This window comes from Dyadobacter sp. HNCC25DJ187, from assembly GCF_056895255.1.
Genome location: NZ_JBXHAT010000001.1, coordinates 2,591,945 through 2,605,909, shown reverse-complemented (window position 1 = coordinate 2,605,909; position 13,965 = coordinate 2,591,945). Strand labels below are relative to the sequence as shown.

At 41.8% G+C, this 13,965-nt stretch carries 11 protein-coding genes; 6 read left to right on the top strand and 5 right to left on the bottom strand.

Annotation, left to right across the window (positions count from 1 at the left end; all coding sequences use genetic code 11):
- Positions 1 to 274 precede the first annotated feature (274 nt).
- Complete coding sequence (locus AC1XUE_RS10835) at positions 275 to 1,336, bottom strand: LacI family DNA-binding transcriptional regulator (protein ID WP_483355951.1); 1,062 nt, start codon at positions 1,334 to 1,336, stop codon at positions 275 to 277.
- A gap of 332 nt (positions 1,337 to 1,668) precedes the next feature.
- Here AC1XUE_RS10835 and AC1XUE_RS10830 point away from each other — a divergent pair, with 332 nt between their 5' ends.
- The 4 genes from AC1XUE_RS10830 (at position 1,669) to glgP (ending at position 6,081) form a co-directional block, all read left to right on the top strand.
- Positions 1,669 to 2,433, top strand: coding sequence for a 3-keto-disaccharide hydrolase (locus AC1XUE_RS10830; protein ID WP_483355950.1), 765 nt, complete (start codon positions 1,669 to 1,671; stop codon positions 2,431 to 2,433).
- A 126-nt stretch (positions 2,434 to 2,559) separates the two neighbouring features.
- The gene (locus AC1XUE_RS10825; protein ID WP_483355949.1) at positions 2,560 to 3,126 is read left to right on the top strand and encodes a hypothetical protein; all 567 of its coding nucleotides are present in this window, start codon (positions 2,560 to 2,562) and stop codon (positions 3,124 to 3,126) included.
- 93 nt (positions 3,127 to 3,219) lie between these two features.
- Positions 3,220 to 4,287: a hypothetical protein gene (locus AC1XUE_RS10820; protein WP_483355948.1), complete on the top strand. Its 1,068-nt coding sequence runs from the start codon at positions 3,220 to 3,222 to the stop codon at positions 4,285 to 4,287.
- Positions 4,288 to 4,434: 147 nt separating this feature from the next.
- Positions 4,435 to 6,081 carry an alpha-glucan family phosphorylase gene (gene glgP / locus AC1XUE_RS10815; protein ID WP_483355947.1) on the top strand — a complete coding sequence of 549 codons (1,647 nt, stop codon included), beginning with the start codon at positions 4,435 to 4,437 and terminating at the stop codon, positions 6,079 to 6,081.
- Positions 6,082 to 6,128: 47 nt separating this feature from the next.
- Here glgP and AC1XUE_RS10810 read toward each other — a convergent pair whose 3' ends face one another.
- The 4 genes from AC1XUE_RS10810 to AC1XUE_RS10795 all read right to left on the bottom strand — a co-directional run bounded on the left by AC1XUE_RS10810 (position 6,129) and on the right by AC1XUE_RS10795 (position 10,082).
- Positions 6,129 to 7,031 carry an SDR family oxidoreductase gene (locus AC1XUE_RS10810; RefSeq protein WP_483355946.1) on the bottom strand — a complete coding sequence of 301 codons (903 nt, stop codon included), beginning with the start codon at positions 7,029 to 7,031 and terminating at the stop codon, positions 6,129 to 6,131.
- A 28-nt stretch (positions 7,032 to 7,059) separates the two neighbouring features.
- Complete coding sequence (locus AC1XUE_RS10805) at positions 7,060 to 7,767, bottom strand: peptidylprolyl isomerase (RefSeq protein WP_483355945.1); 708 nt, start codon at positions 7,765 to 7,767, stop codon at positions 7,060 to 7,062.
- Between the two features lie 61 nt (positions 7,768 to 7,828).
- On the bottom strand, positions 7,829 to 8,452 hold the full coding sequence (locus AC1XUE_RS10800) for a hypothetical protein (RefSeq protein WP_483355944.1): 624 nt from the start codon (positions 8,450 to 8,452) through the stop codon (positions 7,829 to 7,831).
- 202 nt (positions 8,453 to 8,654) lie between these two features.
- Entirely contained in the window at positions 8,655 to 10,082 is a 1,428-nt protein-coding gene (locus AC1XUE_RS10795) for a BamA/TamA family outer membrane protein (RefSeq protein WP_483355943.1), read from the bottom strand.
- Between the two features lie 237 nt (positions 10,083 to 10,319).
- Here AC1XUE_RS10795 and AC1XUE_RS10790 point away from each other — a divergent pair, with 237 nt between their 5' ends.
- Both AC1XUE_RS10790 and AC1XUE_RS10785 read left to right on the top strand, forming a co-directional pair.
- Positions 10,320 to 10,502 (top strand): hypothetical protein, encoded by a 183-nt coding sequence (locus tag AC1XUE_RS10790; RefSeq protein ID WP_483355942.1) that lies wholly within the window; start codon positions 10,320 to 10,322, stop codon positions 10,500 to 10,502.
- Between the two features lie 149 nt (positions 10,503 to 10,651).
- Entirely contained in the window at positions 10,652 to 13,963 is a 3,312-nt protein-coding gene (locus AC1XUE_RS10785) for a SusC/RagA family TonB-linked outer membrane protein (protein ID WP_483355941.1), read from the top strand.
- Positions 13,964 to 13,965: the final 2 nt, after the last annotated feature.

Here is a 13,965-nt window from a genome sequence, read left to right as displayed (position 1 = left end):
ATACACTTAATGGCTGGTATAAAAGGTTGGGGTAGGAACAGTCAAATTCATGATGAAACGATTTCTTGGTAAAGTTCTAATTTTATATTGATAAACTAAAACGATTTAGCTTTTGGCTTATTGTTAAATAATTTATTAAAAATTTATAACTTTTCTCGTATTATTTGGGAAATTGGATATTCCTGATTGAAGTATAACAAGTATATACCGTCTTAGAAAGAGATTAGAGGAATTCCGGTGCCAAGGTAAAGCCATTCGTAGTATTATGCAAATATTATTTGAAAAATGCATGTTCCTTTTTTACTGTCGCAGGGGCAGAAGACTCCCGGATAATAAGCTTGGCGGGTAATGTGATCTGGTGTATCCTTTGATCATTCTCCTCCAGCGCGTTGAGCATAAGTCTGATGATTTCCTTTGAAATCACCTGGACCGGCTGCTCTACGGCAGTGATAGTGGGAGAATAGAACCGAAACAGGTCCTGATCATCAAATGAAACAACGGCTATGTCGTTTGGGATCTGTAGGTTAAGGTTTTTGAGGGCTTGCAATCCCCAGCCTCCAATATAATTGGTTGAAAAGAAAAGGGCATCCATTTCAGGATAAGCATGAAGAAATGAAGTGATTTCCTGTACATTTTGCTCGGTACTCTGATGAAAACCAAGTTTTTTAATAAACGTACCAAACCCATGTTCATCAATAGCCTTCTGATAGCCGGCAAGTCGATCGGTCATCTGTGTCTGGTTGGAATCCAGGGTAACAAAGCCGATATTCTTATATCCATTAGAGATAAGGTGAGTGATGGCTTCATGCGTACTGTTCAGGTTTTCTATGACCACCTGATTGCAGTTGAGACCGGGAAGCCCTCTGTCGATAAGTACAATAGGAATTCCATCATTGATGAGTGACTGAATTTCTTCTTCGATGCCTTCCGGTGGGGTAATGATGTAACCGTCAATAAGGCGATCCTGAAATAATCGAATTAATTCAACTGCTTTTTCCTTTTTGTTTTCTGTGCTGCAGTAAATAATACGGTAGCCTCTGTTGTGGGCTTCTTCTTCGATATAGCGCGCTACTTTGGCAAAAAGCAGATTATTGGAAATGTCTTCTACCATCAGGCAAATGATCTTAGACTTACCAGTCCTTAAACCCTGAGCCATCATGTTGGGTTTGAAGTTTATCCGTTCGACAAACTCAAGTACTTTTTGTGTGAGCGCATCACTGATTCTTTTCTCTTTTGCTTTTCCGTTAAGTATAAAAGACACAGTGGTGATAGATATGCCAAGTTCTCTTCCGATATCCCGTATCGAAATTTTTTTATTCCTCTTGCCAGGTTGCATTGTATGCTTTAGGATGATATAATTTAAAAGTTGCCAGAAAAGGTTTTGAAGTGAACCCAACCAATTGTAAGTCACTACAATAAACCGGGTGGCAATATACACATTCCTCTGCTTAAAGATATACGTCTTCCTTTTGCGGACTAACCAGGATTTATCGTAAGACAATTTATATTTTTAGATTATACAATTAAAATACAATTTAAGAAATGTAAATTTGGCTTCGAACAGCTAATTTTCTGTTTCCTGGTGGTACATGTTAATATTCAGAGTAAGTAAATCATCCTTCGATGAGGTCTTATATAGTTTGTATTAAAAAGCCGATTAAATAATCTATGAAAAAAGTTACAATGATTGCCGCTGCTCTTCTGACAGCAGCAGTGGCCCAAGCCCAGCTACAACCTTCGAAGCAAACACCTGAATCAAGCGAACTATGGAGCCCGGTCCCAAGGGTTATTGTTCCCGGGAAAGCTAACTCTGCTGTATCCGGCTTCACGGCACCTTCTGATGCTATTGTTTTGTTTGACGGGAGAAACCTGGATAATTGGGTTTCTGCGAAGCAGGGTAATCCCGCTGCTCCATGGACCGTTGCAGATGGTGCTATGACTGTTGCTCCGAAGTCAGGAGATATTCAAACCAAACAAACATTTGGAGATTACCAGCTTCACATAGAGTGGAGAACGCCTGCCAAGGTAGATGGAAACGGTCAGGGTAGAGGAAATAGTGGGATCTTCATGCAGGGTATTTATGAGTTGCAGGTGCTGGACAGTTATAACAATCCAACCTACTCTAATGGACAGGCAGGTTCCATATACAAACAAACTATGCCGCTGGTAAACGCAACGATTGGTCCCGGAGAATGGCAGACTTACGACGTGATTTATACAGCACCACATTTCAATAAGGATGGGCAAATGACCATTCCGCCTTATATCACAGTAATTCATAATGGCGTTTTAGTGCAAAACCATACTGCCATTCAGGGAACTACGCCTTATGTCGGACAGCCAACCATCGAGCCTCACGGACGTGGCCCGATCAAATTACAGGATCACAACAACACCACAAGTTTCCGGAATATCTGGATCCGTGAGCTATAATTCAATGACAGAGTAAAGTTTGAAAGACGTTACTCAGGTATAATATTTAAAAGACTTAAATGATGGTGGACATCGTTTAAGTCTTTTTTATTTTTAAGTTGTAGCTGTTTGTAAACCGGATTATGTATGCAAGAGATTGAGCCTTATTACAATTGGGAAAAACACTATGTAGCAAGCCATGACGATCGCTCTCCGTTTTATGGTAGAACCTATAATCTGGACTATTTCGAGAATGCAATCTATGGCTACTACATTCATCCGCTATGGGATCATATTGGCTCAGAAACACTATATGTGAAAATCCTTTTTGCGGACTATGTTAAGAAATACGTAATTATCGAGATGTTCGGAGAATGGAACGATACATTGCATAACGACATCATGTTCTTCAAAAGACAGGTCATAGATCCCTTACTGGAAGAAGGAATTAATCAATTTATCCTCATGGGTGAGAATGTGCTGGACTTTCATGGGGCAGAGGATGACTATTATGCGGAATGGTTTGATGATGTGGAAGATGGCTGGATTGCAGCGGTCAATTTCAGAGAACACGTAGAGCAGCAGTGGAAAAAATTCAGGCTTGATTATTACATCAATTTTGGTGGAACGCTACAGTTGAATAACTGGCGCACCTTACAGCCGGATCCGTTTTATGAACTTGTTAAAAAATTGATCATTAGAAGGTTAGCGTAAGGAAAAAGTGTCGCATTGCTTGCAGCACTCGTAACTCCTTTGTAGCTTACATTTTCATCCGTTCTTATCCAAAACACCTAAACATTGTCTCCGATGGCTACACCAAACGACCTGATACCTGAAAACGAGAATGAATCGCCGGACAGTAAATCACAAGCTCAGAAAGCAATTGTTTCCAATGAAGAAGAGATACTGATAAGAGCATCCGATCTGAAAGAAGAAGTAACAACCGTTGATGAGACCAAGGAAAGAATAGACAGTAGAAATGACAATTTTTCTGAAGCAAAAGAGAAGGCAGAGGAAAAGTTGGCTGAGGTGGAGGCAGTCATTGTAAATAACGCGGAGGAAGTAGGGGAATCAGCCGTCGAACTGAAAGAGCATGTAGCAGATCAGGTACAGGCTGACTTTCAGTATAAGAAGGATGAAGTGAAGACGGATATAGCAGGGGTACAGGATGAGTGGGCGGCGAAAGCTGATGAAGCAGAGTATGTTGTTGAAGATACAGTGGACGATGTAAAATCATCCGTTGTAGAAGTAAAAGAACAGGCAACGGAAAAGGCGCATGACTTGAAAGCTTCAATTGCAGATAGCGCGGATGAGGTACAGAATGAAATCAGTCATAAGGCGGAGGATTTAAAAGAAGCTGCGGTAGATAAGAAAGAAGAAGTCGCAGCCGCGGCTGACGCAAAGGTGGAAGCGGTGGCAGACGCGGTAGAGCATGTGAAGACAGAGACTGCTGAAAAGGCAGATCGTGTTGCGTCTGGAATTTCAGAAAAAGCAAGTCAGCTTCAGAATGAGGTAGAGTTGAATATTGCTGCAGGTAAAGTCAAAGCTCAGGAAATAGCTGCAGACCTTTCTGATAAAGCAGAAGATCTGAGAGCCGTAGCAACAGAGAAATTAAACGAAGCCAGGGGGAAAGTGCGGGAGTTAAGAGCAGAGGCCTCTGAAGAATTTGCGGATTTAAGAGAAGATGCGGAAGAAGCACTGGAAGAAGCCAAAGAGATTGCTGCTGAAAAACTAGCTGAGGCGCAGGTCAAAGCAAATGAGCTGAGAGCAAAGGCCGAAGTAGAGATAGCAGAACTCAGAGAGGTGGCAAGCGAAAAATATGAAGAGACCAAAACAAAAGCAAAAGGATTTTGGGCCAGGCTTTTTGGGAAATAAAAGGGAATATGAACATCTAAGCACCTGTTTGAACACTCATTCAGGTGCTTTTTATTTTTGATAGTCAGATACTTACATGGTATAGTTTTATTAAATATAGTTTTAGTAAATTCAATCACATACAGTTTCTCCCAAACTTATTATTATATGCCACAATCAGCCTTCGCTATACCTTATAAGCATCCAGTCAAAGCGGATAAGAATTACAAAAAATCTGTTGCCTATTTTTCCATGGAGTTTGCAGTTGACCAATCACTGAAAATATACTCAGGTGGATTGGGTTTTCTTGCAGGTTCGCACATGCGAAGTGTGTATACGCTGAAACAGAATCTGATTGGTATCGGCATGCTTTGGAAATACGGCTATTATGATCAGGATCGAAATATGGATGGCAGTATGGAGCCAAGGTTCAGAGAAAAAATGTATCATTTCTTACAGGATACAAACATTCGTTTTCAGATACCAATTCTTGGAAAGCAGGTTTGGGTGACAGCCTATTACCTGGCACCGGACGTGTTCCGGTCTGCACCATTATTTTTGCTTACAACAGATACGGAGGGCAATGATGCTGAAACAAGGGCAATCAGTTATTCACTGTATGATGCTGACGCTACCATGAAAGTAGCACAATGCATGATACTTGGAATAGGAGGAGCGCGCTTGCTGGAAGAATTAAAATATGAACCGGAAGTATATCATCTCAATGAAGCACATGCTGTTTCTGCTCTTTTTTCTTTGTATAACAAATTTGGAAATGTTGAAGATGTAAAGAAACGGACCGTATTCACCACGCATACGCCAGAAGAGGCTGGTAACGAAAAGCATAATATGAAGTTTCTGGATGGATTAGGGTTCTTCTCCGGACTCACCCCTGATGTTGTAAAAAAGATCAGTGGTAGTACAGGAGATATTTTTAATCATTCACTTGCTGCGTTGTCTATGAGCCGGAAGGCGAATGGCGTTTCGAAATTACATGGTGAAGTTTCACGAAATATGTGGAAGTCATTTCCTGGTATAGCCGAGATTGGGCACATTACCAATGCGCAGAATAATGCCTATTGGGTTGACAAAACACTGGAAGATGCAAGGCTGGAGAGCGATAGCGGTAAAATTGCCGAAAGGAAAAAGGAGCTAAAAAAAGTTTTGTTCAAAACCATAGCGGACCAATGCGGTAAACTATTTGATCCAAATGTATTAACAGTTGTTTGGGCCAGACGTTTTGCTGCTTATAAAAGGCCGGATATGCTGGTATGGGATATGAAGCGTTTTACAAAAATTTTGAAAAATGCTTCTCAACCCATTCAGGTGATTTGGGCGGGCAAGCCTTATCCCAAGGACGAAGGAGCCATTAGTACTTTTAATCACCTGTATTACCTCAGTCACCATTTTCCGAACATGGCTGTGCTAACAGGATATGAATTGGCATTATCCAAATTATTAAAAGACGGTTCAGACATATGGCTTAATACACCAGTGGTAACAAGGGAAGCTTCCGGTACCAGTGGTATGACGGCTGCCATGAATGCATCGCTGAATTTGTCCACATTTGATGGCTGGATCTGTGAATTTGCCCGTGACGGAGAAAATGCTTTCATTTTACCAGTTGCAAAAGGGGAAGACATCAATAAACAGGATTCGCAAAATCTGCTCAACATGCTGGAAAAAACTGTGATTCCAACCTATTATAAAAATCAGGCAAAATGGGGAGACATGGTATTGACCAGTATGAATGATGTGAGTGAGACATTCAGCTCAGACAGAATGGCGAGGGAGTATTACGGGAAGTTGTATTGATAATGGTATTCGTCTATCAGCATTAGCCAAACGCTGATAGACGAAACTTAAATCTGCCCTTCCAGAATCCCAATCCCCTGCACAAATGAATGTGGTTCATAACCCAATACTTCTCTTGACCTGGTCAGATCAAAACCTGTCCGTGGAGGACGGCGTGCGGGTTGGGTGAAAGAAGATGCATCGGTAGGCGATATCAGTGATTTGTCCAGACCGAAGTATTCGGCAGCCATAATGGCCATTTCGTAAGGTGTCAGAAAATCCTTTCCTGAAATGTGGAAAATGCCTTCTGCTTCTTTTTCTGCAATCAGATAACAACCTGTAGCCAGGTCTTCTGCCAATGTCGGAGTCCTGAACTGATCTGTTACCACTTTGATAGATTTATTTTCTTCCAGTGATTTTTTCACCCAAAGAATGATATTGCTCCGGCTCATGTCATGCGCAATGCCATAAACGAGGACTGTTCTTGCAATGCTCCAGCGTAGCCCTGAACCCATTACTGCTTTTTCCGCGGCGTATTTACTCCATCCATAAAAGCTTACCGGATTCGGTGCATCTTCTTCTTTGTATGGGCCAGCCGCTCCGTCGAATACAAAGTCAGTTGAAAGATGTTCGAAAAAAACATTGTATTTGCGGCATGCCTCGATCAGGTATTCTACTGCGGTAACATTAAGCTTCCAGCAAGCTTCTTTTTCAGCTTCACACTGATCCACATTGGTCATAGCGGCAGTATGAATAATCACATCCGGAAGTGTTGTGGCAATCACAGTGTCAATTTCATCCGGATTGGTAATATCCATTTCCTGGTATTGGTAACCCGTATTATAAGGCAGCCGGTTATTACCAACTGATGTAGCTATGACAGCTACATCAGGTTTAGTAATCAATAAGTTCACCAATTTTTGGCCAAGTAGCCCGTTAGAGCCGGTGATGAGGATTTTTTTCTTAGTCAAGATGGGGCTCGTTTGGACAGAAAGAATTTCAGGATGCGTATTTCCAGCCGTATTTTCTTGTTATTTTTTTCTTCTTAAGTTTCTTCACTGAAACTTTCATAGCGATATTTTTCTCAGGACGATCACGTTCATCACGTGGAAATGAAGTGATCTTATCTATGACATCTATTCCGTCAATCACCTGTCCGAATACGGTATAGGAACCATCCAGGTGAGGAGCCCCGCCAATGCTTTCGTATACAGATTTTTGTTCATCCGATATTTTGCGGGCTGCTCTCGCTGCTTGTTTGGCCAGTTCAGCTTTATTCCATTTCCTACCCTGAACCAGATAGAACTGGCATCCGCTTGATTCCTTCGCTGGATTGTTATCCCGGGCGGCGGCCAAAGCGCCTTTCTGATGAAATAATTTAGAATTGAATTCAGCAGGAATTTTATATCCGTTATCTCCCTTACCGAGCATTTTACCGGCTTCTGCATCTTTGGATTCGGGATCACCGCCTTGCACCATAAAACCTTCAATCACGCGGTGAAAAAGCAGACCGTCGTAAAACTTGTCTTTGGCAAGCTTTATAAAGTTTGCTTTATGTTTTGGTGTTTCGTCAAACAGGATCACCTGCATGGTGCCCTGGTCAGTTTTGATAGTGATCAGTTCGTCTTTCTTTGATTTTTTCTGAGCAAATACCTCTGTTGAAAAAAGGCATATCAGTCCTAAAAAAGCTAACTTTTGGTTTTTCATATTGTCAATTAATAGTAAGAAACGATGTATCTGATCGTCAAAAAAGCAGATCAGATACATTTTATTTAGTGGCTAGAACAGCAGCTCCAGCCGGGAAAAATTCAAATTTTAGTCCATAATCTTTTCCTGAAGAAACATCTTCCATATTTACACGTACCGAATTTTTGTTCCACGTAACCACTTTGCCTTCCTCTTTGGGAGCGGCGTATTTCTCGGAAAAATGGCTTTTTCCTGCATTCCATAATTGTTTGGTAGCATCGGCACTATTCAGGTAAACATCCACTCTTATGCTTTCTACTTTTTTGTCTTTGTTAATGAAATATTGCACATCCATGGTTTCAAGCTGAGGAGTTTCCATGGTATAGCCCAGATGATCGGGCATTTCCTCAAACATCTCAAAAGTTTCTGTAGCTTTCACTTTATTTACAGGATCTCCAAACGAAACACCTCTAATTATACTTCCTTCTGCCGGAGTTGTTCCCAGCATCGTTTTAAGTAATGCAGACTGGTTGCTGTTTAGTTCCGATTGTGAAGGATCAGGCAACGTGGCAGAGTCTGTCGCCGGGGTATCTGTTTCCTGCTGCGTTTTGGTGTTACAAGCGCTAATTGCAGTTGAAACAAGACATACAAACAGTATTTTTTTGAAGAAAGAAGTGTATTTCATTTTTGTAAAAGGTGTGTTCATGGAACTGATATAAGTTAGAGTTTAAAATGTGTGCCTGCGCTAATGATTAGCAAAACAACCATATGCTACAAATTTAAATAGATTGATCTATTTTTACCTATCTGAGACGTTCGAAATGTACATAGGTTTCAGTGTATAGCAATATTTAGCGGAGAAAATATAAGAGCCGGCAAGTAAATAGGATGGGGCATCTTTGCAACTTTTAAAATTCACGTGCAAGATTAAAAAAGAACCTGCGGTCTCCTTCTGCATTGATGTTGACATTGAAACGGGCAACAATATTGTAAAATGTAACAACGTCCAGCCCTGTACCTGCTCCGTAAAGCATCGTGTTGCCAAGTCGTGTTCGGCTGAGTTCCGGAGCGTTGTTGCGCACATAGCCTGCATCAGCAAAAGTATTGATATATACAGCCAATGGAAGTGTATTGAATTGTTTTATCGGTACCCATGGAAAATGTTTACGGATAGAAAAAAGCCTGTACTTTATTTCACTTTTAATTAATCCATAACTTTGACCATCAACCACATAAAGTTCGTATCCCCGAACCAGATCGTTCCGGTAACCGAGTCCGATGGTCTGCAGATAAGGCTGTCGACCCGGAACGGATAGCCTGGTTCTTACTCCTGTGTTAGCATACCAGTTTTTTCCCAAAGAAAAATACTTACGATAAGAACCATAGAGGTATCCCATATTCACGTCATCCGTAGGAAGCAGTCCGATTTTGGAAAGCTGAATTCCGGCACTTTGTCCTAATAAGGGATATTGCGTATTATCACGCTTGTCATAAGAGAATGAATAGGTCAGCTGAAAGTATCTCTGAGCAGTTCTTCCATCCAGCATGTAAGCAGGATTCAGCCTGGCAATTGTATCTGAAATGTTAGACGTGCTCCATCGTAAATCTACACTGTGGAAGGTGTAATATTTATTTCTTCTCGTGAGAGCTACGTAGGTGTAAAACCTTTCTCTGTTTTTACGCTCACTACTCAGATAATCCAGCTTATCCATCCATGTGCGGTAAGCCATGGTCTTGTTCAGGGAATAAGATGCTCCAACTGTGATCCCTGTTTTCTGAGCTTTATCTAAATAGGGAAGTGAGTAGGCCATTTCGAATTTGGGAATAAAGCCGAATTCGGTGATCAGCCGCAGACGGTCGCCGCGGCCGGTAACATTCCCATAGCTGACATATGCACCATAAATGGTGCGGCTAAGATCCCTGTTTCGGTCGTACCACCATTCGTTGAAGTTTCTGTCAGCCAGTTGAAAAACCGGCAATGCAATCAAATACCAGCGTTCCTTAATCAATACCTTTACATCTGTGCGCACAGAGTCCGCATTAAGCTGAGGAAGCATATCTACGGTTACAAAAAGATTAGTATTGATGATTTTCCTGCGATCTATTTCAAGTAATTCATTCAGGTTTGTTGCCGCCACAGTATCTCCGGTCCTTACCGCCATTTCTCTAAGGATGATTGGCGATCGTGTTTTGTGATTCCCTTCGATGATGATATCACCGATTACAATCGGCGAAGTAGGAGCGGTGGTTTGTGCGCTGACAGTTGCGGGCAGGTACACGTATAAAAGTATAGCAGAAAGTATATAATGTAATAAAGATTTTACCGGTTTGCACATATTTTACACCTGATCTTTCCTGGATTGTGATTCAATGATTTCCACCGAATTATAGCAAAAGTAAGGCATTATCGGGTTTTGTTAAGTACCCGATTTGAAAATATAGAAGTGTTTGTATGTGAATCAGCAGACTATTTTTGAAATATGAACGAAATATTAAGTTTCTAAAAATCGAAGACATACAATAGTCTTTTGCAAATCACATAGAGTATCATACACAACTAAACACCTAACGATATGTCAGTTACCCGGGCCGAATATCTAATCGACAGGCTGATCAGCAATAATCTTTCTGCTGATGAGTTGCAGGAGTTGCTGAACGGAGTAAGTAACGAGGACGAACAGCAGAAGATATCTGATGTTCTTGAGACATATTTTAACCGGCTTTTACAGGAGAACGAGGAGAAGAAAGCAAAATAACCAACATTATCAAACAGCAGAAAGGTTACTTATAAATTCCCACTAATCATGAAAAACTATGGATCGAACAATTACAACCATCACTTTATTATCGCGAAGGCAGCTATAAATATCCCTCAATTAGTATTTATCAATCATTCAGAAGAATTATGAAATCAATTTTACTTAGAAAAATCGCCATGCGATGTTTTCTTATAATGGTGGCACCTGCAGGAATGGTAGTACCTGCCTTTGCAGGAAACGTGGGTAATCATGCTAAAGCAGTAATGCGTATTACCGGGAAAGTTACTTCAGCAGTTGACGGATCATCCATGCCCGGTGTGAATGTGCTTGTTAAAGGAACGCAGGCCGGTACCACTACCGATGCAAACGGGAACTATGTGCTCGAAGTGTCAGAGAACAATGCAACACTGGTTTTCTCCTACATCGGTTTCAATAGTATTGAAGTGAAAGTAGGAAGCAAAGTTGAAATAGATGTAACCATGCAGGAAGATGTTGCCACGCTGGACGAGGCAGTAGTAACAGCATTGGGAATTAGCCGTGAGAAAAAATCGCTGGGTTATTCTATTGGAAGTGTAGCTGGTAAAGACATCGTAAATGTGCCTCAGGAAAATGTGGTGAATGCATTGTCCGGACGTGTGGCTGGGGTGACTGTGAACCAGACCAGTGGCGCAGGATCATCTGTAAGTATTGTAATCCGTGGTGCGAAATCATTGAGTAACGACAATCAGCCTCTGTTTGTAATTGACGGTGTGCCGGTTTCTAACGGGCTGAATAATATTCGATCAATGGGCGACCGTAATAATGTTGATTATGGTAATGCCATTTCTGATATCAACCCTGATGATGTAGAAAGTATGACGGTTCTGAAGGGACCAAGTGCTGCTGCATTATATGGATCCCGTGCCGGAAACGGGGTCATCCTGATCACCACAAAAAGTGGGAAAAAAGGGAAAGGCTTAGGCGTATCTTTCTCGACAAGTAATGTTTTTGAGAAGCCTTATGAATACCTGGATCTGCATTACAAATATGCGAATGGTGACCGTAACAATGCTTTGAGCGAAACATCCAGTTATTGGGGTGGACCTCAGCTGGATGTCGGCAATACGGCTGTGCAATGGAACAGTCCGGTTGGGCCTGATGGAAATAAAATTCCTACTGAGCTACGTTCCTATAAGGACAATATGAAAAACTTCCTACGCACAGGTGTAACTTCCACGAACAACGTAGCACTTTCTGGTTCTAATGATAAAGCAACTTTTCGGGTATCGTATAATCTGATGAATAACAAAGGGTTAATTCCAAATTCGGATCTTAAAAAGAATGCTTTGTCGGCCAACGCTACTTATGAAGCAACTAAAAAAGTGAAACTGAGCACCAACCTCAACTTTGTTCGTTCTCAGTCCGATAACCGTCCATCTACTGCCAACAGGGGAGCTAACCCTTTGGAAGCGGCTTATCTGTTTTCACATATTGATATACGTGAGTTGAAGGACTATTGGAAACCAGGTGCTGAAGATGTGGCGCAGAGATCCCCGACAAGTGCCGATAACCCGTATTTCCTTGCTTACGGAGTCAATAACGGATTTACACGTGATCGTGCGTTCGGTAATTTGAAACTGGATTGGGAAATCCTCCCGGAACTGACAGCTTTTGCCCGCGTTTCACACGATGTATTTATGGAAAACCGTGAAACCAAAATTCCATTGAGCTATAGCCGCGTTAAAAATGGTGGTTATTTTAACCAGAATTTCTCTCGCCAGGAAACGAACACAGACTTTTTGCTAACGTACAAAAAGAGCATTAAGGATCTGGATTTCAGTGTATCAGGTGGTGGTAATATTATGAGACAGTCGGGAAGAGATATGTTTACCGGCGGTAGCACGCTTACAGTACCAGGTCTCTACAGAGTTTCCAACATACCGGCATTGGCACTTACGTATACCAATGGTTCTGACAAAAAAGAGATTTACAGTATCTACGGAACAGCATCTATTGGTTATAAAAACGCACTTTATCTGGATTTGACTGCGCGTAATGACTGGTCAAGTACACTTCCACGCTCTAATAGATCATATTTTTATCCATCTGCATCTTTGAGCTGGCTGGCCAACTATACCTTCCGTTTGCCGGAAGAGATTTCGCTACTTAAATTCAGAGCTGGCTGGGCACAAGTAGGTAATGATGCAAGTGCATACCAATTGCAGCCAACACTTGCTACGAGTTCTTATGGAAGCACAGTGGTAGGTAGTGTTCCTGCTAATTTGCTCAGTCCGAATCTTAAACCGGAAATCGCAACATCTCAGGAATTTGGTATTGATTTCAACCTGTTTCAGAACCGTTTGAGATTTGAAGGAACCTACTATTACACCGAGAATAAAAACCAGCTTTTGGATATAACCACTGCTGCAGAGTCGGGATATACAGGTCAGAAAGTAAATGCAGGCTTGCTCGCAAGCCGTGGATTTGAGATCATGTTGGGTGGGAGCCCGATTCGTGACAGAAATGGATGGAATTTGGATGTCAATCTGAATTTCACCAGAAACCGTACGAAGATCAAGGCTTTGACCCCTTCTATGGAATACTACCAATTGTGGGATGACAACGGTGGAGGAGCATTTACCTGGGTTGGCGAAGATATAGGAAATCTTTACAGCCGCGGATATGCCAAGGTTGAAGACCCAACTTCCCCTTATTACAAATGGCCTATTCTGAGCGCAAGTGATGGTCAGTGGATCGCATCGAACGATCGTACAGCCCGTGAAAAAGTAGGTAACTTTAATCCTGACTTCATGATGGGTATGCAGTTGAACCTTTCTTACAAGCGCTTCAATCTTGCAGCAAGTTTCGACTGGCGCGCAGGAGGTGAATTCCAGTCATATACCTATCGTTATCTGGAGTCAGATTGGAGAAGTCAGCGTCAGATCGACAACCTGATACCGGGAGGACAATATTCGACTGATGAACTTGTAGCTTTGCTAAAATCAGATCCTGAAAAATACATTATCCCTCAGAATGGAAACTTCCCGCGTGTGGGTGGCCATACAAAAGAAACGGGTGGATTTCCTTTTGATGGTGCCAACGACGGCGCCTTTGTTCCCGGAGTAATCAAAAATGCAGATGGAACGTACACTGAACATTTGGGAGGAGCTGGTACCGTGATAGCGCCTATAACAGATACCTATCCGTGGAGCTATAACAAACAGATTACTTTTGATGCTTCCTTTATCAAACTCAGAGAAATCTCTTTGGGATATAGTATTCCAAATGTAGGACCTTTCCGTAATGCAACGGTATCTGTATTTAGCCGTAACATTATGCTGTGGACAGCCGCAAAAGTGGGAATTGATCCGGAGAGAGCATTCCAGGCCGATGGAGGTAAGTTCAGACAAGGGATAGAGTTACAAAACGTACTGCCATGGACCATGCCGGTAGGTTTTAAGGTAAGCTTCAATCTATAATA

Bases quoted from the DNA above. Each gene is read 5' to 3' on its own strand.
- AC1XUE_RS10835 (WP_483355951.1), bottom strand. From the start codon at position 1,336: ATGCAACCTGGCAAGAGGAATAAAAAAATTTCGATACGGGATATCGGA.
- AC1XUE_RS10830 (WP_483355950.1), top strand. From the start codon at position 1,669: ATGAAAAAAGTTACAATGATTGCCGCTGCTCTTCTGACAGCAGCAGTG.
- AC1XUE_RS10825 (WP_483355949.1), top strand. From the start codon at position 2,560: ATGCAAGAGATTGAGCCTTATTACAATTGGGAAAAACACTATGTAGCA.
- AC1XUE_RS10820 (WP_483355948.1), top strand. From the start codon at position 3,220: ATGGCTACACCAAACGACCTGATACCTGAAAACGAGAATGAATCGCCG.
- glgP (WP_483355947.1), top strand. From the start codon at position 4,435: ATGCCACAATCAGCCTTCGCTATACCTTATAAGCATCCAGTCAAAGCG.
- AC1XUE_RS10805 (WP_483355945.1), bottom strand. From the start codon at position 7,767: ATGAAAAACCAAAAGTTAGCTTTTTTAGGACTGATATGCCTTTTTTCA.
- AC1XUE_RS10800 (WP_483355944.1), bottom strand. From the start codon at position 8,452: ATGAACACACCTTTTACAAAAATGAAATACACTTCTTTCTTCAAAAAA.
- AC1XUE_RS10795 (WP_483355943.1), bottom strand. From the start codon at position 10,082: ATGTGCAAACCGGTAAAATCTTTATTACATTATATACTTTCTGCTATA.
- AC1XUE_RS10790 (WP_483355942.1), top strand. From the start codon at position 10,320: ATGTCAGTTACCCGGGCCGAATATCTAATCGACAGGCTGATCAGCAAT.
- AC1XUE_RS10785 (WP_483355941.1), top strand. From the start codon at position 10,652: ATGAAATCAATTTTACTTAGAAAAATCGCCATGCGATGTTTTCTTATA.